The sequence below is a fragment of the Rickettsia endosymbiont of Pantilius tunicatus genome (assembly GCF_964291875.1).
Lineage (GTDB): Bacteria > Pseudomonadota > Alphaproteobacteria > Rickettsiales > Rickettsiaceae > Rickettsia.
This window is the reverse complement of record NZ_OZ198175.1, coordinates 1,519,869-1,540,953: the sequence shown is the minus strand read 5'-3', so window position 1 is coordinate 1,540,953 and position 21,085 is coordinate 1,519,869. Positions and strand designations below refer to the sequence as shown.

Sequence of the window (21,085 nt, the reverse complement as noted above, 5' to 3'; positions counted from 1 at the left end):
TTTAACAATAATTAACTGTAATTAAATTATAGCACGAACATAAAAATTGAATTTTAGGAGAAAATAAAATGAGAGTTTTATTAATTGAAGATGAACCAGAAATGGCTAATCTAATTGAGCTGACTTTAGCTTCAGAAGGAATAGTTTGCGATAAAGTTTCGGTTGGTTTAGAAGGTTTAAGGCTAGGTAAACTTGGTCGATATGATCTAATGATTTTAGATTTAATGTTACCTGATATTAATGGTTTCGAAATATTACTAAGATTGCGTGCAGCAAAGATAAAAACCCCTATCTTAATCTTATCTAGCTTAACTGATACAGATCAAAAAATTACTGGGTTTTCTTCAGGGGCTGATGACTATTTAACCAAACCATTTGTTAGGGAAGAACTAATCGCTAGAATTAAAGCTATAGTTAGACGTTCTAAAGGGCATGCTGCATCAGTATTTAGATTTGATAAAGTCAGTGTAAATTTAGATACTAGAAGCGTTGAAATTGATGGTAAAAAAGTACATTTAACCAATAAAGAATATGCTATTTTAGAGCTATTAATATTGCGTAGAGGGACAATTTTAACTAAAGAGATGTTCTTAAATCATTTATATAGTAGTCTTGATGAGCCTGAAATGAAGATTATCGATGTATTTATCTGTAAATTGCGTAAGAAATTAAGCGATGCTGCTGGTGGTAAAGACTATATAGATACAGTTTGGGGACGTGGTTATATGTTAAAAGAGTATGATGAGAATGGACATAAGGAAGCTTTAGCCCAAGGAGCATAATGTATTTTCATTTAGAAATAGGTGTTGTTGCGTGAATACTGAATCGTCATTGCGAGCAGCTGTAGGCTGCGTAGTAATCTCATGAAGTGGTATAAAATTCCTGAGATTGCCGTATCAATGCTACGCATCTCCTCGCAATGACAAAAAAACTTTTCATTTACTCTAATATATTATGACATTATCTAATTCCGCTCTTGGAAAAAAAAGTACTTATAAAGATACTTACGATCCAACTTTATTATTTAAAATCCCACGCATAGATAATCGTAAAGAATTAGGCTTTGTTAATGATAAGCTTCCATTTTATGGTGTAGATATTTGGAATGCTTATGAGCTATCTTGGCTTGATAAAAAAGGTAAGCCGTGCGTTTCGATCTTTACCTTTTTTGTGCCAACAACTTCTTCTCATATCGTAGAATCTAAATCAGTAAAATTATATCTTAATTCTTTTAATAATTTCGTTGTTGATTCCATCGATGAGTTAAAAAGAATTATTTTGCAGGATTTAAGTAAGTCTACACATGCCGAAGTGACAGGAGAAATATTTCCTATAAATACAAAGATAGAATTTGGTAGCCCAAGCGGTGTCAATATTGATGATTTAGATATAGAGTGTGATAGCCCTGATTTACCTGATAATAGCTTAGTCAAATGCGAGAATGCTATTGTAGAAGAGGAACTTAACTCTAATTTACTAAAATCAAACTGTTTAGTAACGGGGCAACCGGATTGGGGAACAATAATAATAAAATATAAAGGAAAAAAGTTAAAACACGATGCACTTTTAAAATATTTGGTATCTTTTAGAAATTGTAATGAATTTGCCGAACAATGTGCAGAGCGTATTTTTACTGATATCAAAAATGCTATAAATCCAGAATTTCTTTCTATCTATATAATATATACAAGACGAGGTGGAGTAGATATTTGCCCTTATCGTACAACTGATTCAAACTATACTCTACCGAGTTCTAAAAGACTAATTAGGCAGTGATATACCTGTTTAATTGAAAAATTGGCACAAAGTTTTATAAGTACTCCGGTACCTAACTATGATACCGGACAATTTTATTATTATAAGTATGTTAAGCGGCTTCAAATCGTCATTGTGAGTAATACTAATAATTATACTTTATCCATTAAATTCTTAGCTATGTCAGTTTCTGAGAGATTATTATTTTTGGTTGAGTGAAAATATTCTGAAACGAGTTTAACAACTTCATCAGAAAATTCATCTTGTAATTCTTTACTTGCTAATAATTTTTGACTTTCAATTAATTTAATAGTTTCAATTTTCTTATGCTCTAAAAATTCTTCAATTTCTTTAGTTTTTTCTTGAACTATTTTTTCTGTGATTTCGTTATTTTCTTTTGTCATTTGAAGTTGCAAAGCTTCTAAATTTTTTATTTGCTCTTCAGTTTGTTCAAATAATAATTTTGCATCATCTTTTAGTTTTTTAGCTTTTAGAACTCTCTCTTGTACTTCTAAAATTTTCGTATCTAAAGATTTTAAAATTGCTTTTTTTGCTGGTCTATAAATTAAGCACACAAAAATTATAAAACTAATAGCAAGCCAAAAGCTTTCGTCTAGAAAATGCATTATTATTGTATTTTATATTTTTTAGTAAGTTTATATCTGCTTTATTGCCAGTGATTTTTTCGATAATACTAGCAGCAAGAGTTATAGTTGCATCTACGTTACTAGTTCTAAACTTTTCTGCAACTAATTTTATATCTTTAATATTTTGATTTATTAGCTTTTTTAGGTTTTGTTCTAAATTACTTTTTTTAATCAAAAATTCTGCTTCTAAAGAATCTATTTTTTCTTTTTTTAACCTATCTATTTCAGTACTTATTCTTGTTATTTCTTCATTGTAGTATTTATTTAACTTTTCGATTTCTAAAGCTAATTCATCGGCTTTTGCAATATTATCCTGAATATTGGATTGTCTATTATTTAAAACTCTTTCAATTTTAGGAACTATAAATTTGTAGACAAAAATATATAATAAGCTAAAAGTAACTATTAGCCAAAAAATTTGTGAATAATATGTATTAATATCAAATTGAGGCATATTATTTAAAAGCAAATTTTAGGAAAAAATAAGTAGCATTGCAATTACAAAAGAAAAAAGCCCCATTGCTTCAGCAAGACCTGCACCAATAAGTGCCATTCTCTGAAGCTGTTCGGTAGCTGAAGGATTTCTAGCTATTGAACTAAGTAGTGAACTAAATATATTACTGACGCCTAAAGCTGCACCAAGCATTCCGATAGCCATACAACCAACACCGATGAACTTTAAAGAAACCATATCCATAAAAAAACTCAATTAATTAATTAAAAAATTCTAGTGTAAATTAACTGCATCATTAAGATATACACAAGATAAAATAGTAAAAATATAAGCCTGAAGAATTGCAACAAAAATTTCAAACCCAATTAATATAACCATAAGAGGTATTGGTAGAAATTTCAAGTAAATCATCAATGTTACAACAAAGCTAGCAATTACTTTTAATAAAATATGACCTGCCATCATATTTGCCGCAAGCCTTAGGGATAAACTAGCCGGTCTTGCTAGATATGTAAATAATTCAATTATGATCATTAGTGGAGCAAGCCATAAAGGCGTACCATGAGGCAAGAAAAGAGAAAGAAAATGCATGCCGTGCTTTACAAAGCCAACTATAGTCACCATTAAAAATACTAGAATTGCTAAAGCAAAAGTAATAATGATATGGCTGGTAACAGTAAACCCATAAGGTATCATGCCAAATAAATTACAAAATAAAATAAAAACAAATAGCATAAAAATTATAGGAATAAATTTGCGTCCTTCGCTGCCTACATTCTGATTTAGCATATCAGTTACAAGATTATAGATTATTTCACCACTTATTTGTAATCTTGATGGAACTAACTTAGAGTTTGAAAAAGCTAAGTAAAAATAAGTTGAAGCTAAAACACTAGCAAGTAGCATATAGGCAGCTGAATTAGTAAAGCTGATATCGAAATCCATAACTCTGATTTCTATTAGTTTTTTTATATCAAATTGTACTAAAGGATTATGAAGCATTTTGTTATTTCTTACTGATTAGTCTTTGCCTGACTATATTAAATCCTGCTATAATTCCGATTATAGTAAATATAATAATAAATAAAGGTTTAGAATGGAAGAATTTATCAGTTAATAAACCAATAACAAACCCTATCATTGTTCCGGAAACTAAGTCTATAGCTATAGTAAACGGACTTATTTCCTGTTGCAAGTTAGAATTAGAGGTTTTACCAGTTTTTAACTCATTAATTCTTGTTTTAATATCTTTTAATTTATCATTATTCACTATAAATCTATTTTATTTTTTGATTCTTCTATGGCTTTATCTATTGCTGCTGAAATACTATTTATACTATAATTATCAGTTTGTACTCCGTTAACAAAGAAAGAAGGAGTGCCTATAAATTTTGGTGCTTTTGTTATAAAATTAGTGTTAGCAATTAAGGTTTCAGTAATTCTATCATCGCTCAAACATTTTTTGTACTCTTCTGGAGTAACGCCACCAAGCTGACCTATATCAGTTAATAACTCTCTATATTTATTGCTAACTGACCATTTATCTTGTTGCTTTAACATAATATCATGAAATAGCATAAAGCTATTTAAGTCACCTTTACAACGTGCTAAAATAGAAGCATCTAAATCTTGTTTAGTAGCAATAAATTCTCTAGTAACATATGCTATTTTATTAGTGTCTATATATTTTTGTTTGAGTTCAGGAAAAATTGTAGAGTGATAATAAGCACAATGTGGGCAAGTAGGAGAGAAATATTCCACTACAACTATTTTAGAGTCTTTATTCCCAAGAACCATGTCATTTTCATCAATTTTAAAAGTAACCTTAAAAGTTTTTACTTCAGGCTTTTGCTCTATTTGTTCTTTCACAACCGGAGTTATTACAGCTGGAGTTGTTATTTCGGTGGTTTGACTATTGTTTTCATCTGAAGTTGAAGCTTGAGCCGGAGTTGTAGATTCAGATAGTTCTTGCTCCACTACTTTCTCTTCTGAGCAACCACTCAAAAGCAATAGAAATATTAACGTAATAAAACTATTTCGCATAATTTAACCCTTTATAATATTGATTTAACAATACAATAAGGTTTTATTTACTTTATTTCAACAGTAAATAAATTTGTCATATAAAATTATCTGCTTTATCATTTGTGCAAAATGTGCTATGCTAGTCAGGATAATAGTCTAACATTGTATTCTTAAGCACTAAGAATTACCACGGAGGAATTAATAATGGCAAATATAGTACAATCCGAAGATAAAACAGAACAACAAAAATCTGAGTTTAAAATAGGACAAAGAATTGTTTATCCTGCACACGGAGTAGGTGAAATTACAAATATAGAGAACCATACTATCGCAGGTACTGAGATAAAGGTATATGTAATCTCTTTTCCTCAAGATAAAATGACTCTAAAAGTACCAGTTAGTAGAGCTACAGTTGTAGGGCTTAGAGCAGTTGCAAGCAAAAAAGATCTAGATTTAATATATTCTACACTTCAAGGTAAGCCGAAACAGGGTAATAGAATGTGGAGCAGAAGAGCTCAAGAATATGAAGGAAAGATTAACTCAGGTAATATTGTAGCAGTTGCTGAGGTATTACGTGACTTACACAAAAATGTTGATAATGATCGCTCTTACAGTGAAAGAACTCTTTATGAAGCAGCTCTAAATAGACTTGCAGGTGAACTTGCTATCCTTGAAAACATAGATTCAGCTGAAGCTATTAATAAGTTAGTAGAAGTATTACGCGAAAAGCTCGTAGCATAGTATACTCGTTTTATTTGGAAAATTGGCTATGTCGTCTTTGTAATCCTCAGATGCTCACGTACTTTTGTACGCTCCGCTCCTCGGCTTATAGACTCCATGCTCTTTTTCAAATAAAACTCCGTCTAAAATTTTTATTTCCTAGAGATAATTTAATACTTCAAGATTTGGTATGTCAAATTTCAGCATACTGTAACCGCTTTGTTTGGCTTCTGGGTCTTATAAGTATCTGTGATATGCTCGGATAGAGATTGAAAAATTGGTAATGTCATTTTTATAATCCATTGTCATACTTATGGTTTGGAAACTGGATCTAGCACAAAGTCAGATAAATCGAGCTTATAGTCTCAAAATGTTAAATAATCAAACCATATTAAATAGTGAAGAAGAAACAAAAAATTTTGCTAGGGCTTTTGCTGCAACCTTAAAACCTAATAATATTGTATTATTAAATGGTGATCTTGGAGTAGGCAAAACATTTTTTTGTCGTGAAATTATTAAACATTTCTGTGGTGACAATACCTCAATTATAAGCCCAACCTTTAACTTATTACAAACATATAAAGCCCCTCATTTTACTATCTATCATTATGATCTTTATCGTCTAAAATCGCCTGAAGAAATTTATGAATTAGGACTTGAAGAGGCATTAGGTGGTAATTTAACATTAATAGAATGGTCTGAAATTATTAAACACCTCCTACCTATGCCTTTAATGGAGGTAAATCTAGAATTATTAGATGATGATAAACGTTTATGTAATATAACTAGCGTGTATTAGATTTGTTACTTTCTTGTTTTTTTAAATTTGGTCCTATATTAGGACTAGACTGTTTTTTTGTAAAATGAGAGTCTAGTGTTTTTTTAATATCGTCGAGAGTTTTTTTAGAAGCTTCTGCTTCAATATATCTTTTATAAGCTTTTTCATGAGGTCTTTTAGCTTCTTCCATCTCTTGTTGACGATGAGCTGCTTTAATATCTCTTTGAGCTATATTTTCTTTTAAAAGGTTTTTATATATGTCATTTACTTTTAAATTTTTTATTTCTGCATTATCGCTTTTGGCATAATGTTTGATTGATTTTGGTAAATCTTCTTTATTCTCAATCATCAACTTTATAATAGGTGCCTTGATTATTGGATCTATCCTAAAATCTTCTATACACTTCTTTTTCCATTTATTAAATATTTCATTATCATCACTGCTTTTATCAAGACAATTTGAAAAATGTCTTTTGACCGGTTCTATTAGTTCTTTAGTTAAAGGTAAATCAATATCATTTAAGCTTTCTTTAAAAAGCTTAAGCCATAAGTTTTGGCTTCTTTCTTTACCTAACTCTTCTGAATATTGGTTTGCTGTTTCATTTAATAATTGTTGTTTCGTCAAAATATTAAAGCCTTGATCTCTAAAATTAGAAATATGATTTTTCATATTAAGGCTAGTATTAGTAGGATTCTGTAGAAGTTTTTCTTGTTCTTGCTGGTCAACTATTTTAGTTTGTTGATCTAATAATTTTCCTTGCTGACTTAATAATTCTTTAATTTTTTTTAACGACTTCTGCATACTCAACTTTAAGATCGTTAAACTTTTGAGTCAGTTTATTATCTTCTTCTTTTTTCAAATTAGTTTGAGTCATATCAAACTTTTTTTTCTGAAGCTGAATGTATTTTTCCAAAGCTGGTTCAAAATCTTTTATATCCTCTTGTTTTATTAATTTTTCAATTCCTGCTGTTTTTAGCATATCGGAATAAGAATTGTTTGAAATAAATTCATAAAATTCCCTAAATTCTTTTGTTGAAATATTATCTCGTAAAGTCTCACGTAGGGCTCTTGTACTACAATTATTATATTGCTGTTCTTTTACTTGTATATAGTAAATTAAGTTGAGGTTTGAGTATAGGGATGATATATATAAAGGAAAATGCCAAGATCATATAGTCAAGATTTTAGAAAAAGAGTTATAGGATATGTAGAAAGAGGTAATAGCTGCAATAGCACTGCGATAAGATTTGAAATAGCAGCAAACACAGTAAGGAATTGGTATAAGAGATATAAGTCCGAAGGACATTATTTAGCAAGAAGAATAGGAGGCAAAAAAGGACGGGTAACAAGTCAAGATGTTGAGTTGTACGTGAGTTCTAATCCTAATTTCACATTATTAGAAATGGGTACGTATTTTAATATGAGTTCTGTGGGTGCGTATTATTGGTTAAAGCAACTAGGTTTTAGCTATAAAAAAAAGACTTTTCCTACTTGGAAGCAAGTCAAGAAAAGCGAGATAAGTACCAAGAGGTCATAAAAGATACACCAATAGAACATCTTGTATATATTGATGAAAGTGGTATTGAGATAAATATCTGCAAAGATAGAGGATGGGGCAAAAAAAGCGAAAAACTTATTGGTAAAAAAAGCGGTAAATATTACAACAGAACAAATATCATAGCTGGTTATGTTAATAAAGAGTGTATAGCACCGATGATATTTAATGGAACATGTAATAGACAATTATTTGAAAGTTGGGTTGGAGAATTTTTAATAAAAGAGCTAAAACCTGGACAAGTTGTAGTGATGGATAACGCTGCTTTCCATAAGTCTCAAAGGACCAAAGAACTAATAGAATCAGTAGGTTGTAGGATAATATTCTTACCACCTTACTCCCCTGATCTAAATCCAATAGAGAAATTTTGGGTCAATATGAAGCGATGGATTAAAGCTACAATTACTCAATTTGATCAATTATATAATGCTTTAATTCAATTCTTTAATACGCAAACTTCAACTTAATTTACCATATCACTAAAATTTTCTAATTCTTTATGATCACCATCGTGTGAAGCCATATATAGTTGTATTAATGCTTTATAGCCTGGCACAGACATATAGCTTAATGCGATAAGATAGTGACTTAGAGTATGAGTTAGATTATACTAAATGAAAAACTTATGGCAAAGGCATATTCATACGATTTAAGAATACGAGTAATAAAAAGTTTAACAGATGGTAAAACAATAAAAGAGACTTCTGAGATATACTCTATTAGTAGGAAGACTATAATAGAATGGAAAAAATTAAAGAAACAAACCGGCGATATCAAAGCAAAAAGTGGTTATCATACAGGACATCGTAGAATAATAAGAGACATAGAGGGATTTAAAAAATTTATAGAATTAAATTTTGATAAAACCACCATGGAACTAGCTAACAACTGGAGTCAAAAAGTATCTGCAAGTACGATATCAAGATTGCTTAATAAATTAGGTTATAGTTATAAAAAAAACTTTTCTTCATCCCAAAAGAGATGTTGGTCTAAGGAATGAGTTTATATTGAAACTAAAAACTATAGACAAACAAGATTTAGTATTTATCGATGAATCTGGGATAGAAGATAATAGCTGTAGAGAACACGGGTGGAGCATTATCGGTCAAAGATGTTATGGTGAAAGGGTCTATCAATATAAATCACGGATTAGTATGATTGCTGGGGTGTCTGCCAAAGATATTATTGCCCCAATAATATTTGATGGGACATGTAATAAGGACATTTTTGAAACTTATGTACAAGAGATATTGATCAAAGAGTTAAAGCCTGGTCAGATAGTAGTAATGGATAATATTAATTTTCATAAAAGTACAAAAGTGAAAACGTTAATTGAATCTGTTGGTTGCAGTATTTTATTTTTACCAACTTACTCTCCTGATTTAAATCCTATTGAGCATTACTGGTTTAAAATCAAGAACGAAATAAGAAAAACTGTTTATAATTTTGAGCACTTTTTTGATGCGGTTTACTATGCTCTTAAAAAAGTCACTACCTTATCGCATTAAGCTATAGTAGGTTGAGTTCCCTGGTATTTCTGTATTTTTTGTTATATCATCAAAATTTTTATAACTATCTATCTGATCGTAATATTGGACTAGTTTTATTTCATATTCATTTTGTTCTACTAGTTCTTTTAATTCTATTTTGGTTAATTTTGTCATATAAGTAATAATTATTATTTCAGTTTATATAACATAAAACCTAAATAAAGTTAATTATTAATTGCACCAAAAATATAACTATAACTTAAACTTGAAAAACTATTGTATTTTTACATATTTAAGTTAAATAAGTTTATTATAACATATAATAATTATATAAAACAATTGCGAATGTAGGAAGAAAAGCAAATGAAGTAATAAAGATATTCAAGGGATAAATATTGAAAAGAAATTAACAATATCAAAGTTTATTGATTTCTTACAAATTCTTCGTTATTTGGTATAGAGCTTGATGCTGAAAAAGATAAAAGTTTTTTCTAGAAAAATTGAGTTATAATTATAAACTGTGGAGTAAAAATTTTTTTTGATGTATATGATAATGCTGCTTGTGAACTGGAGTTATAGTAAACTGATTTAAATGCATATAGCAGGTTGTTCATCGTTTCGCCTATTAGTATATGTTCTACTCTCACGCCTGTTACAAAATTCAACTAAGTTTACTATAGTGATAAGAAATACAAATATAAAAGTTTGGCTTATCCTGGCTCACGCAATCAAATCGGGGTTGTTACATGAATCGCTTATATCATTCTCACAGAAGTAGGGTAGTGTTAAGGAAAAATAAACTTTATTAGTATGTTTCCCGTCATTGCAAGAAGAATTACAAAGTAATTCGGCAAAGCAATCTAGTAAAATGCATAGCATTTTTTATTATTTTTCTAGATTGCTATGTCGCTTCGCTCCTCGCAATGACGATTTTAATAATATTACAATTTTATGCGAAAATATTATTATACTTCTGCGGGAAAGACATTGTACGTAATGCAATAAAAACGGATATTGCATAAAAAAGGTAAGTATTTAGCCTTTTATCACAGCTGCTACTTCATCGGCAAAGTTTTTTTCTTCCTGCTCTATACCCTCACCAAGTTCATATCTGATAAACTTAGTAACTTGGATTTCTGCACCAAGTTCTTTAGAAGCATTTTTGATTACTTCAGCAACAGTTAATTTATTATCAAATAAGAAATTTTGCTGTAATAGTACAACTTCAGCAAAGAATTTACGAATTCTTCCTTCAACCATTTTTTCGATGATATTGTCAGGCTTACCTTCTTCTTTTGATTTCTCAAAGAATACTTTTCTCTCTCGTTCTACAAGGGCTTGATCTAAACCAGAATCATCTATACTTTGTGGGTTATTTCCTGCCACGTGAACAGCGATTTGCTTAGCTAAAGCTTCTAATCTTGCTGTATCTTTTGCACTTGATTGTAGACCTACTAATACAGAAATTTTACCTAAGTTTGGTACAACTTCATTATGTACATAAGAGCCAATCGCTCCTTCGGATACTTTAAGTACTTCCATACGGCGTAGTGTTAAGTTTTCACCTATTGTAGCAATATTTTCTACAATGTCTTCTTCTACTGATTTGCCGTTTGGCATTTTAGCTGCTTTTAGTTCTTCTATATCTTTAACATTTATTGCAAGATTAGCAATATTTGTAACCAGACTTTGGAATTGCTCATTTCTTGCGACAAAATCGGTTTCAGAATTTATTTCAACAACAACTCCGGTTAATCCGTTAACTTTAGAAGCTGTTAAACCTTCAGCAGCAATACGTCCAGCTTTCTTTGCAGCAGCAGCAAGACCTTTTTTACGTAAAAAGTCAACAGCTTCTTCAAGATTGCCTTTAGTCTCGATTAAGGCTTTTTTACAATCCATCATTCCGGCGCCAGTTTTTTCTCTGAGCTCTCTAACGTCACTAGCACTTATATTTACTTCACTCATATTTTACCTATCTCTATAATTAATTATACTTTTTAAAAAATTGCAATTTTGTCGGATGGCTTGGTTTTTCCGTCATTGCGAGAGAAAACTGTAAGTTTTGACGAAGCAATCCAGTTAAAAATACTATGAGCTAGCATTTTTTATTATTTTTTCTAGATTGCCACGCAAGTACTTTGGCTGCTCGCAATGATGATATATAACAATCCCAAGAATATTTAGTTTTTATCTTCATCAGCATCACTTAATGCTTGCTCAAATTCTGTATTTGCTTCTTCATTGATATTTTTTGTTTTAGAGAACTTTTTAGCTTGTTTTAATTTAGAAACATTTTTAGGAGCTAAATTTTTATCGCCATGTTCTTGGATACTACCTAAATCGACTCCTGAAGCTTTCATTGATTCTTCTAAACCTTGTAGTGCAGCATCAGCAAATAAACTACAATAAAACCTAATTGATCTTATTGCATCATCATTACCTGGAATTGGATAATCTATATGGTCAGGATTAGAATTAGTATCCACAACAGCCACGATAGGTATATTAAGCCTTACAGCTTCACTAATTGCAATATGTTCTTTATTAGTATCGATAATTACTATTAAATCTGGCTTAGAATGTAGCTCTCTGATTCCAGCAAGTGATAGAAGTAATTTATCTTTCTTGCGGTTCATATCAAGTATTTCTTTCTTAGTATAACCGATGCAAGCTTCTTCATTTTCTAAAGTTTGTTCTAATTTATTTAATTTTTCTATAGAACCTGAAATAGTTTTCCAGTTAGTTAGCATTCCGCCAAGCCATCTATGATTTACATAGTATTGTCCGCATTTTTCAGCATATTCTGCTATAATATTGCTTGCTTGTATTTTTGTACTTACAAATAATACTTTGCCATCATTTTTTACAGTTTCATATATTGCATTTAAAGCGACATTCATTAAAGATGCTGTTTGTCTTAAATCAATTATATGTACCTCATCACGCTCACCATATATATAAGGTGCCATTTTAGGATTCCAACGTGAAGTCTTATGACCAAAATGCACGCCGGCATCTAATAAATCTTTAACGTTAACTGGTGGTATTTTTGACATTTATTTCTCCTGAGTATTGTTAGTTTATACCTCCGTAAGATGTATACTAAGGTAGAATTTCAAAAATTGGCTGCGTCGACTTTGTAAGTTCTCTGGTACGAAACTATATTAAGTAGCTGCTTCCGTTCCTCGGCTTACATTCTCTTTGCTCTTTTTGAAATTGACCCTCGTCTACTTATTCACTATTTATTTTAATAAACTAACATTTATCTTACGTGTGAATTTGCTTAAAAATATAAGCCTACAAATTATATACCTATATTCCATAATTTACAAGCCCTTATTATTTCCTCCATATAGTAGTGCCATCAGGCTTATCTTCTAAAATAATTTTTTCATTTAATAATTTATTACGAATTTGATCAGCTAATTGCCAATTTTTTTGCTTTTTTGCTTCTAAGCGTTCATTAATAAGATTATTTATATAATTTTCGTCTACATCTTTATTAAACCATTCATGAGGTGTTTCATTCATTAATCCAATAAAATTAGCACAAGCAATAAGATTAGAGGCATTAGATATCTTTTCTTCGTCGTTTGTAGCTGTAAAAATAGCTTTGGCATAGTCGTTAATTATTTTAATAGCAAGCGTACTATTCATATCGTCAAGCAGTGCTTCCATGAAATTATTTGGTAAGTGATCTATCCCCCGCATGTTTATATTTTGGACAGCTCTATACCAATAATCTAGAGTTTTTTTAGCATCTTCTATAGCCTTATTGTTATAATCAAGAGGACGCCTATAATGAGTACTTAATAAAAATAATCTCACTATCTCTCCTTTAATTTGTTTATCCATTAAATCCCTGACAGTAATAAAATTACCAAGAGATTTACTCATTTTTTCGCCGTTAACCGTTAAAAAACCATTATGAACCCAGTATTTTGCGTAATTGGAATCTGGAAATGCACATCTACTTTGTGCGATCTCGTTAGTATGATGCGGAAATATTAAATCAGCACCACCGCCATGAATATCAAAGTTTTTACCTAAATATTTATAGCTCATTGCTGAACACTCAATATGCCATCCGGGACGTCCTAGTCCCCATGGGCTTTTGAAGTTCATATTTGCATCTTCATCTGGTTTCGCTGGTTTCCATAAAACGAAATCCTGCGGATGCTTTTTAGTTTTACTATTTTCTACCCGTACACCCTCAAACATATCTTCTAATTTTCGGTTAGATAGTTCCGTATAATTAGGAGCTGATAAAACATCAAAATAAACATGATCATCTGCAATATATGCATGCCCAGATTTAATTAGCTTTTCTATTATTTCGATCATTACATCAATATGCTGTGTAGCCTTTGGTTCTATAGTAGGCGGTAAACAAAATAGATATTCCATATTCGTATGAAATTCTTTTGTAACTTTGTCTGTTAAATCATTAATGCTAATGCCTGAGGTTGCTGCTCTCTCAATTATCTTGTCATCTACATCGGTAATATTCCGTACATATTTTACAGATTTAGCTTCAAATATTTCTATAAGTATGCGGTAGAGTAAATCATATACTACCACCGATCTACTATTGCCTATATGTGGGTTATCATAAACAGTAGGTCCGCAGACATACATTTTTACATTAGTCTTATCTTGAGGTTTAAAAAGTTCTTTGTTTTGGGTGATGGTGCTAAATAAGTAAATTTGCATAAGGTTTGCCCTATTTATAAAAAATTAAATTTTATCTTATTGTGAGGCTTTTTAGCCATAGTATAACTGAAAAATCTAATAGTTAATAAGAATTAATAAATTTCGTTGACTCTAGTTAATGAAAATTATATAATTCCCCTCTTTTAAATTAAAATTAATGAGATAAACCTAGATGAGTCTAACATATAAACTAAAATCTAAATTGTTAGAATACTCTTTCATTGTTGCCATATCAATAAATTTATTGACAATTAATTCAGGAATATTATTGCTTACTTTGAATAATAAAGCAGAGGCTGGAACTCCACCGCCACCGCCACCGCCACCGCCACCGCCACCGCCACCGCCACCGCCACCGCCACCGCCACCGCCACCGCCACCACCACCGCCACCACCGCCACCACCACCACCACCGCCACCGCCACCACCACCGCCACCACCACCACCACCGCCACCACCACCACCACCACCACCGGTAACTCCAACGCCTACTATTGATCCTAAATCAGCAGCAAAAGATATTAAGGATGAATTAGGTGGAGAATTTAGTACAACAGATTTTTTTAGTAGCTTAAAAAGGAAAACTAAAAAGCAGACTAATAATTATGGTTTTAAACTTGATGCTGAAGCAGAAACAAGGATCCTATTAAATCTACTTTTAGGAGATTTTTATGATGCTAAAAAACGCTTATCAGTAGTAAAAGATGTAGTAAACAATAAGAATTTATCATTTGATTCTAAAGTAGATTTACTAGAAAGAATAAACTCAGCTAAAGGAGTTTATACCAAAGGTGCTAATGGTGATATACAGGTAGATCCAATTTTTAATAGCTCTAGTAGTAACTCAACGTATATTTCTAATTTTAATCCAAATTATAAATATATAATTTTGTATAGTACGCCAACAGAGATTTTAGAAAAAGATCTCACCCATGAAATTATTGATATTATTAAAGGTTTTGAAAAAGATTCTAAAGGAAATTCTTATAGGAATTTTGATGCAACAAAACTTAAGCAAATAGAACAAGAAAGAGTTTATAATTTAATAAAATCAGAAGCTGAATCATTAATAAAATCAGCTTATGGTAATAATATAGAGTATAATGACTATTATAATAATAATATAAGTGATAATAGTTATGAAAAATATTTTACAAAATATGAAAAAGACGTAATAACTAAAGCTTTAGGTTATAAACGTGCCTATGAAGAAAAAACAGTATTATACAAGAGAGAGGTAGATAAACTAGATAGATCAACCTTAAATGACGAAGAATACATTAAAAAATGTGAAGAAATACTTGAAAAAATTGGAGAAAGTAGTTGGGACAGTTATCAAGTTTCTAAACCTGGTAGTAACAGTAAAATAAATTATGAAGATTACGAAAAACTAGTGGTAAATGAAGCAAAAAAACGAGCTGTAATCGCAAGGTTTTTAATAGAAGATAATAATAAAATAAAAGGAAAAAGATTAAAAATAGTAAAAGAAGATGGTTCTGAAGAATATATAGATAATATAGAATTTAATTTAATAGGGGCTGAAAATAATTGGAATTTAACACCAGCAAATATACCACTTTCTCAAGTAATGAAAAATACAAATAATTTATCTGAAAATGAAAGAATCAAAGAATTATTAGCTCGAATTGAATTTTTAGAAAATAACATTAATAACTTAGATATACTTAATGAGCTTGAAGATGCAAAAAGACAATTAGATGAATTAAAAAGTAAAAAAATTACTGGATTATTTGCTTTAAATAATAATGGTGAAAATGCATCAATATCTTTTGATCAAAGTTTGATAGATATATTTAAAATTTTAAAAGAGATCCCAGATTTTGTTAATATAATAAGAACACATCCCGATTTATTTCCAACTATATTTAATGATCCTAATGTTCTAGCATTTCTAGAGAAATGTCCACCAGAAGATTATGAGAATATAATAATAGAGCTAAGTTTATTAGATTCAAAATCTCAAAACCTAGAATCTTTAATTGTAAAAAAACAAATATCTGAAGAAGTTACTTTGCATAATCAAGTGGCTTCTATTACTAATAAACCTATTCATATGGGTATTCATGGTAGATTGTTGTTGCCTAATGCTGCGATTGCTGGTGGTGATGAAGAGGATGTAATAAACAGAGGAGTATGGATCAGTGGTTTATACGGAGTAAGCAATCAAAAAGCATGGAGAAGCATACCGAAATATAAAGGATGCACTAGCGGTGTAACTATCGGTATGGATACAGAGCTTAGTAACAGCTCTGACGTAATAGGTATGGCTTATTCAAGAATTGAGTCGCATTTTAATATAATAAGAGGTTTGCTAAGACCGCACTTAATGGACATTTATTTAGTGTCTATGGTTTAAAAGAATTACCGAAAAACTTTTCATTGCAAGCTATAGCATCTGTTGGTCATAATTATATTAAAAATAAAGCCACAACTGCTAATAATATTATTAGTAAATATCAAAATAATAACTTTAATTTTGAAGCATTATTAAATTACAAGTATCGTACAAATTATGATTTATACTTAATACCAAATATTGGATTAAAATACGATTATTCAAGAAGTAGTGGTTATAAAGGAAATAATTTTGTACAAAAATTAATGATTCAAAAGAAGTCAAATCGTCTATTAACAACTAGTTTAGGTGGTAAGGTAGAATTTAAATCGATAAAGATTTTAAATGATATAACGCTGATGCCAAGCTTGTATGGGAGTATAGAAAATCATTTTTATAATAAAGATACAAAAGTTAGTGCTAAGGCAATTTTAAATGATCAAATAATAAAAGAGAAGATTATTCTATCAAAACAGCCTAAATTTGGTTATAATATTGGAGGTAATGTCCTTTTGACGAAGAAGAATGTGAACACTCCACGGGGCAAGCCCCGTGGTATCTGTGTCGACCTATAGGTCGAGTACAAGCTGTGCTTGCCCCATATCCTCCTGCCCCTGATGCTCTATATATCGTTTTATTATATGCTCATTAATTCCAACAGTTGACACGAAATATCCATCTGACCAGACTCCATCAATACCCCAATAAGCCTTCCTTATATATTCAAATTTCTTTTTTAATAATCTACCAGTTATAGATTTTATTGTCCTCACCACATCACTAACTCTCACCTTTGGTGGTATAGATAGATGCATGTGAATATGATCTATATCATGATTTATCGTCAATAGTTTTATCTCAGGTATATTTCCCCACACCTGCTTAAGTATTGCTTCAAAATACCCAAAACTCCCAGCATTGAATATTTTCCGCCTATATTTACTCACTAACACCAAATGATACTCACATTGGTAAGCACAGTGACCTTGTTTTCTAATCTGCATACATCACCATAGCAGAAAGATATGGGGAGCACTACATCCACGGGGCAAGCCCCGTGGTTTTTATGTGCGTATAAATGTAATATTTGAGTATAATCATTATACCCATAAAAAATATAAAAGCCGTCAAGGGGTAGTGAAGTTAAAAGTTAATTTGTAGAACAAATATAGATAAAGAGATAAGGCTTCATTCTCTTTATCTATTTGAATTTAAGTAAGTAATGTTAGTAATTACTTCTTGACAGTATAAAAGTATTACTTTATATTTTTTATCTATTATATAAGTCAAAGTTTGATAGGTTAAGCTTATGTCTCGTAAATGTGAACTCACTGGAGTGGGTGTTCTATATGGCAATAATGTATCGCATTCACAGCGTAAAACTAGAAGGCGTTTTGAGCCTAATTTAAGATCGGTTAAGTTTATAAGTGATATAACAACCGCAGAATATAGATTATCAGTTAGTGCTAGATGTATAAGTTCAGTTGAAAAAGCTGGCGGGTTTGATGCATATATGTTAAAAGCTAATAATGATGCTTTATCCACTACAGCTAAAGCTATTAAGAAAAAAATAATTCAGACTAAGGTGGCAAAATCATTATGAAAAATGGGATACATCCAGACTATAAAAAGTTTTTAATTAAGGTTGGAAGTGATGTTTTTGAAACAATGTCAACTCATCCTGTAGGTGAGATTTTAATGGATGTTGATTTCAGAAAACACCCAGCATGGAATAAAGATATTGGAAATGTAGTAAATCAGTCTAACAAAAGCGTTAGTGATTTTAATAAAAGATTCTCCGGTCTTTCTTTCGGTAGTCAAAAAAAAGAAGCTAGTTAAGATCGTCATTGCGAGGAGATGCATTGTAGAGGGTGGAGGCAATTTCAAAAATTCTGCTTTATGAGGTTACCACGCTTATTTCATTTGCGTAGTTTATGATGTTAGAGATTAGTTTGCTCTAATCATTTATGTCATCAATCTTTGTTTACAACATTAATAAACAAAGTAATCAATTTTCTATTATTGCGGGGTGGAGCAGCTCGGTAGCTCGTCAGGCTCATAACCTGAAGGTCGTTGGTTCAAATCCAGCCCCCGCTACCATATTTTTATTTCAATTTTTTTATTGTTACCTTGTGGTAAAATTGTTGTGTAGAACGGTTTGGCTTTGCCCGCCTAGATCATTTTCCCCTGTCATCCCGTGATTTATGAACTAGATCCAATTAAAAATACTAATAAAATCAGTATTTTTTATTATTTTTTGGATCTAGTTTCCAAGCCACAGGAGGCATTGTTGCGTGGATCAAAAAAGTCCTGGATGTCATTCCTGCGAAAGCAGGAATCTAGTATAAAGCGAGATAACCTAAGCTTTTAATTTTAAAAATTTGCTGTATTTATGCTTTTTTTCCTGGATTCCTGCTTTCGTAGGAATGACATCGGAATCACGCAGGCAATGCCGCCACAGGATGACAACGACTACGTTTTTCAATCTACGCAAGCAAGCCTTAAGTCGGAATGACATAGAATAATAATTGCCCGATACTATTGGCAATCTTATGGAGTAATACAACATTCTTAAGATTGCTTCGTTGAAACTTACAGTTTCTTTTCGCAATGACGGAGAAACTGATCCACGCCGGCAATCGTGCTACAGGATAACACAGGACATATAATATAGGTTGCAAAATTATGATTGATGAAAAAGTAATTAATAAAAAAGTAGTAGGTAATAATAAGCTTTTTCGTCATCAAGCCAAATTTGTAGCTGGTGCTATGGATATAAAGCAACTTCCTAATTTTGCGTTGCCACAAGTCGCTTTTGTCGGTAAATCGAATGTTGGTAAATCAAGCTTAATAAATACTATATGTAATAACAAAAACCTTGCTAAAGTTTCTAATACCCCGGGGCGTACTAGGCAAATTAATTTTTTTAATCTTGTAGATAAACTTATAATAGTTGACCTACCAGGTTATGGTTTTGCAGAAGTTCCAAATCAAGTTAAAGAGCAGTGGGAAATATTAATTAATCATTACTTACGCAATAGTGACAATCTAAAATTAGTTAACTTATTGATAGATTCAAGAAGGGGAATTAAGGAAAACGATAAAAAAGTAGCAGAGTTATTACTTGCAAATCAGCGAGATTTTCAAATTATTTTTACAAAATCTGATAAAGCTACGGATCGTAAAAACCTTAACCTAGAAGCACAGAATTTTCTTGCAACTTTAAACTACTCATGTAATCTTATTTATGTAAGTAGTAGGAGTAAAGAAGGTGCAGGAGAACTTAAAACTAGTTTGGCAAAATGCATCAAACTTGAAAAGTAAAGAAATAGATAATATTTCTGAATTAGGCGGCATTACTATAATTAGGGATATAATCACATGTAGTAATGAGCTTAGAAATCAAGCGATAGTTCTAAAGTTACCAATCAATATTATTATTAATGAGAAGTTATTTGCTTCTTTTATAGAATCTATCAAACTGCTTGAGATGTGCGGTGCTAAAATCTATATAATACATGACCAGATAGATTTAGGAAATCTATCTTTAATATCACAATTAGATAAAAATTTCAGTAAAAAATTTAATAAAGTAAGTGAAAATAGTTCCGTAGATAATCCTATTATTATGGAAATATTATCAAATTATGTCAACAAGCTTATAGTGACAAAACTTAATAATAAAGGTTGTTATGCGGTTGGTATTTCAGGGAAAGATGCAAATTTACTACAAGCAAGAAAATCAAAATTATCAAATAGAAGAGTTGCAAATCGTGACGTTATAGATATTGGCTTTGTAAGCGAGCCTATTATAGTTAATCCAGAAATTCTATTAAATTTTGAAGATAGTAATATTATACCTGTGATAACTCCTTTCGCTAATGATGACCAAGAAAAGACCCATTTACTAAATGTTAATTTAACTGCTGCAACAATTGCTGTTACTTTAGGAGCAGAACATCTAATATTTCCATATGAAATGTCCCAGATATTTAGAGGATTTCAGTATAATATGAAAATACAAAATGCTAATTTATTAAAATCAATGCTAAATGATAGTAATCACTATTTAGAAGAAGAATTAATTAAAATAGCAATTAAGGTGATTGAAAGTGTAGGTAATAATGTACATTTTGTTAATAGTAAAATACCAAACTCAATATTATTAACTATGTTTGCAAATAAAAATATAAATTTATATTAATAATTTTTAAGTTTATGTTTATTATTGAATAAAAAATATAAAAGAGGAAAAGTATATGGCAGGAACATTAGCAACCGATCTTTTATTTGTAGGGCTAACTAGACCGCCCATGATATTCGGTGTGAGTATTAAATTTGCGGCGTTAAATATGATCATGACTATGATAGTATTTATTTGGAATAACGGCATTATGATTTTATTCATTGCAGCAGGTCTACATTTAATAGCCTATATTATATGCTTTAAAGAGCCACGATTTATAGAATTATATTTAAATAAGATGTCAAGAACTAGCCAATGTCCTAATAAATTTTATTATGGGGCAAATTCATACGGAATTTGAATTTGATGGCATTTCGTAGTTTGTCTACAGAGTCTAGATTTTAT

Annotated in this window: 26 protein-coding genes, 1 tRNA gene and 1 pseudogene; 15 read left to right on the top strand and 13 right to left on the bottom strand. The window is 30.7% G+C overall.

What is annotated here, in order from left to right; all coding sequences use genetic code 11:
- Positions 1–68 precede the first annotated feature (68 nt).
- A complete protein-coding gene (ctrA, locus tag ACICQC_RS09005) occupies positions 69–782 on the top strand; it encodes a response regulator transcription factor CtrA (protein ID WP_011477946.1) in 714 nt (237 codons plus the stop codon).
- Between the two features lie 172 nt (positions 783–954).
- Positions 955–1,776, top strand: coding sequence for an NADPH-dependent 7-cyano-7-deazaguanine reductase QueF (gene queF, locus ACICQC_RS09000; RefSeq protein ID WP_395476762.1), 822 nt, complete (start codon positions 955–957; stop codon positions 1,774–1,776).
- 131 nt (positions 1,777–1,907) lie between these two features.
- Here queF and ACICQC_RS08995 read toward each other — a convergent pair whose 3' ends face one another.
- From ACICQC_RS08995 to ACICQC_RS08970, 6 genes are read right to left on the bottom strand one after another with little or no spacing between them, the layout of a single operon-like run.
- Positions 1,908–2,381 carry a F0F1 ATP synthase subunit B gene (locus tag ACICQC_RS08995; protein WP_395476761.1) on the bottom strand — a complete coding sequence of 158 codons (474 nt, stop codon included), beginning with the start codon at positions 2,379–2,381 and terminating at the stop codon, positions 1,908–1,910.
- Positions 2,344–2,856, bottom strand: coding sequence for an ATP F0F1 synthase subunit B' (locus tag ACICQC_RS08990; RefSeq protein WP_395476760.1), 513 nt, complete (start codon positions 2,854–2,856; stop codon positions 2,344–2,346). Before ACICQC_RS08990 ends, ACICQC_RS08995 begins: the two co-directional genes overlap by 38 nt.
- Positions 2,857–2,874: 18 nt before the next feature.
- A complete protein-coding gene (locus ACICQC_RS08985; protein ID WP_395476759.1) occupies positions 2,875–3,099 on the bottom strand; it encodes a F0F1 ATP synthase subunit C in 225 nt (74 codons plus the stop codon).
- Between the two features lie 30 nt (positions 3,100–3,129).
- Positions 3,130–3,858 (bottom strand): F0F1 ATP synthase subunit A, encoded by a 729-nt coding sequence (locus ACICQC_RS08980; RefSeq protein ID WP_395476758.1) that lies wholly within the window; start codon positions 3,856–3,858, stop codon positions 3,130–3,132.
- A gap of 4 nt (positions 3,859–3,862) precedes the next feature.
- Positions 3,863–4,126, bottom strand: a complete 264-nt coding sequence (locus ACICQC_RS08975) for an AtpZ/AtpI family protein (RefSeq protein ID WP_395476757.1) — start codon at positions 4,124–4,126, stop codon at positions 3,863–3,865.
- Complete coding sequence (locus tag ACICQC_RS08970) at positions 4,126–4,899, bottom strand: DsbA family protein (protein WP_395476756.1); 774 nt, start codon at positions 4,897–4,899, stop codon at positions 4,126–4,128. The genes ACICQC_RS08975 and ACICQC_RS08970 overlap by 1 nt, the downstream gene beginning before the upstream one ends.
- 186 nt (positions 4,900–5,085) lie before the next feature.
- On the opposite strand from ACICQC_RS08970, the gene ACICQC_RS08965 reads away from it, so the two are divergent.
- Both ACICQC_RS08965 and tsaE read left to right on the top strand, forming a co-directional pair.
- Positions 5,086–5,622: a CarD family transcriptional regulator gene (locus ACICQC_RS08965; RefSeq protein WP_395476755.1), complete on the top strand. Its 537-nt coding sequence runs from the start codon at positions 5,086–5,088 to the stop codon at positions 5,620–5,622.
- Between the two features lie 349 nt (positions 5,623–5,971).
- Entirely contained in the window at positions 5,972–6,400 is a 429-nt protein-coding gene (tsaE, locus tag ACICQC_RS08955) for a tRNA (adenosine(37)-N6)-threonylcarbamoyltransferase complex ATPase subunit type 1 TsaE (protein ID WP_395476754.1), read from the top strand.
- On the opposite strand, the gene ACICQC_RS08950 is transcribed toward tsaE, so the two are convergent.
- Together ACICQC_RS08950 and ACICQC_RS08945 are read right to left on the bottom strand one after the other, a co-directional pair.
- A complete protein-coding gene (locus ACICQC_RS08950; RefSeq protein WP_395476752.1) occupies positions 6,387–7,181 on the bottom strand; it encodes a hypothetical protein in 795 nt (264 codons plus the stop codon). The two genes, tsaE and ACICQC_RS08950, sit on opposite strands and share 14 nt — an antisense overlap.
- Positions 7,156–7,359, bottom strand: a complete 204-nt coding sequence (locus ACICQC_RS08945) for a hypothetical protein (RefSeq protein WP_395476750.1) — start codon at positions 7,357–7,359, stop codon at positions 7,156–7,158. Before ACICQC_RS08945 ends, ACICQC_RS08950 begins: the two co-directional genes overlap by 26 nt.
- A 180-nt stretch (positions 7,360–7,539) precedes the next feature.
- Between ACICQC_RS08945 and ACICQC_RS08940 the strand changes: the two genes are divergently transcribed.
- The 3 genes from ACICQC_RS08940 to ACICQC_RS08930 all read left to right on the top strand — a co-directional run bounded on the left by ACICQC_RS08940 (position 7,540) and on the right by ACICQC_RS08930 (position 9,443).
- Entirely contained in the window at positions 7,540–7,917 is a 378-nt protein-coding gene (locus ACICQC_RS08940) for an IS630 transposase-related protein (protein ID WP_395476240.1), read from the top strand.
- Positions 7,872–8,402 (top strand): IS630 family transposase, encoded by a 531-nt coding sequence (locus ACICQC_RS08935; protein WP_395476458.1) that lies wholly within the window; start codon positions 7,872–7,874, stop codon positions 8,400–8,402. The genes ACICQC_RS08940 and ACICQC_RS08935 overlap by 46 nt, the downstream gene beginning before the upstream one ends.
- A gap of 158 nt (positions 8,403–8,560) precedes the next feature.
- Positions 8,561–9,443 (top strand): IS630 family transposase gene (locus tag ACICQC_RS08930; protein ID WP_395476749.1). Its coding sequence is split into 2 segments (ribosomal slippage): positions 8,561–8,887 and positions 8,889–9,443, totalling 882 coding nucleotides; the frame shifts between segments, so codons are not numbered across the junction.
- On the opposite strand, the gene ACICQC_RS08925 is transcribed toward ACICQC_RS08930, so the two are convergent.
- The 4 genes from ACICQC_RS08925 to cysS all read right to left on the bottom strand — a co-directional run bounded on the left by ACICQC_RS08925 (position 9,432) and on the right by cysS (position 14,138).
- On the bottom strand, positions 9,432–9,599 hold the full coding sequence (locus ACICQC_RS08925; protein ID WP_395476748.1) for a hypothetical protein: 168 nt from the start codon (positions 9,597–9,599) through the stop codon (positions 9,432–9,434). The genes ACICQC_RS08930 and ACICQC_RS08925 overlap by 12 nt on opposite strands.
- An 861-nt stretch (positions 9,600–10,460) precedes the next feature.
- Positions 10,461–11,390: a translation elongation factor Ts gene (gene tsf, locus ACICQC_RS08920; RefSeq protein WP_395476747.1), complete on the bottom strand. Its 930-nt coding sequence runs from the start codon at positions 11,388–11,390 to the stop codon at positions 10,461–10,463.
- A 215-nt stretch (positions 11,391–11,605) separates the two neighbouring features.
- Positions 11,606–12,481 (bottom strand): 30S ribosomal protein S2, encoded by an 876-nt coding sequence (gene rpsB / locus ACICQC_RS08915; protein WP_395476746.1) that lies wholly within the window; start codon positions 12,479–12,481, stop codon positions 11,606–11,608.
- A 283-nt stretch (positions 12,482–12,764) separates the two neighbouring features.
- Positions 12,765–14,138 (bottom strand): cysteine--tRNA ligase, encoded by a 1,374-nt coding sequence (gene cysS / locus ACICQC_RS08910; RefSeq protein ID WP_395476745.1) that lies wholly within the window; start codon positions 14,136–14,138, stop codon positions 12,765–12,767.
- A 172-nt stretch (positions 14,139–14,310) separates the two neighbouring features.
- Here cysS and ACICQC_RS08905 point away from each other — a divergent pair, with 172 nt between their 5' ends.
- Complete coding sequence (locus ACICQC_RS08905; protein ID WP_395476744.1) at positions 14,311–16,515, top strand: autotransporter outer membrane beta-barrel domain-containing protein; 2,205 nt, start codon at positions 14,311–14,313, stop codon at positions 16,513–16,515.
- Between the two features lie 8 nt (positions 16,516–16,523).
- Positions 16,524–17,069: pseudogene (locus ACICQC_RS08900) on the top strand (autotransporter outer membrane beta-barrel domain-containing protein); the annotation flags it as partial.
- Here the strand turns inward: ACICQC_RS08900 and tnpA are convergent.
- Positions 17,064–17,498 carry an IS200/IS605 family transposase gene (tnpA, locus tag ACICQC_RS08895; RefSeq protein WP_395476676.1) on the bottom strand — a complete coding sequence of 145 codons (435 nt, stop codon included), beginning with the start codon at positions 17,496–17,498 and terminating at the stop codon, positions 17,064–17,066. The pseudogene ACICQC_RS08900 and the gene tnpA sit on opposite strands and share 6 nt — an antisense overlap.
- Before the next feature lie 305 nt (positions 17,499–17,803).
- Between tnpA and rpmB the strand changes: the two genes are divergently transcribed.
- The 6 genes from rpmB (at position 17,804) to ACICQC_RS08865 (ending at position 21,041) form a co-directional block, all read left to right on the top strand.
- Positions 17,804–18,097, top strand: coding sequence for a 50S ribosomal protein L28 (rpmB, locus tag ACICQC_RS08890; RefSeq protein WP_341788463.1), 294 nt, complete (start codon positions 17,804–17,806; stop codon positions 18,095–18,097).
- Positions 18,094–18,333: a 50S ribosomal protein L31 gene (gene rpmE, locus ACICQC_RS08885; protein ID WP_395476743.1), complete on the top strand. Its 240-nt coding sequence runs from the start codon at positions 18,094–18,096 to the stop codon at positions 18,331–18,333. Before rpmB ends, rpmE begins: the two co-directional genes overlap by 4 nt.
- A gap of 184 nt (positions 18,334–18,517) precedes the next feature.
- A tRNA-Met gene (locus tag ACICQC_RS08880) sits at positions 18,518–18,594 on the top strand.
- Between the two features lie 585 nt (positions 18,595–19,179).
- A complete protein-coding gene (gene yihA / locus ACICQC_RS08875; protein ID WP_395476742.1) occupies positions 19,180–19,818 on the top strand; it encodes a ribosome biogenesis GTP-binding protein YihA/YsxC in 639 nt (212 codons plus the stop codon).
- Positions 19,766–20,698, top strand: coding sequence for an acetylglutamate kinase (locus ACICQC_RS08870; protein ID WP_395476741.1), 933 nt, complete (start codon positions 19,766–19,768; stop codon positions 20,696–20,698). Before yihA ends, ACICQC_RS08870 begins: the two co-directional genes overlap by 53 nt.
- A 55-nt stretch (positions 20,699–20,753) precedes the next feature.
- Positions 20,754–21,041 carry a type IV secretion system protein VirB3 gene (locus ACICQC_RS08865; protein WP_395476740.1) on the top strand — a complete coding sequence of 96 codons (288 nt, stop codon included), beginning with the start codon at positions 20,754–20,756 and terminating at the stop codon, positions 21,039–21,041.
- The last annotated feature ends 44 nt before the right edge of the window (positions 21,042–21,085 follow it).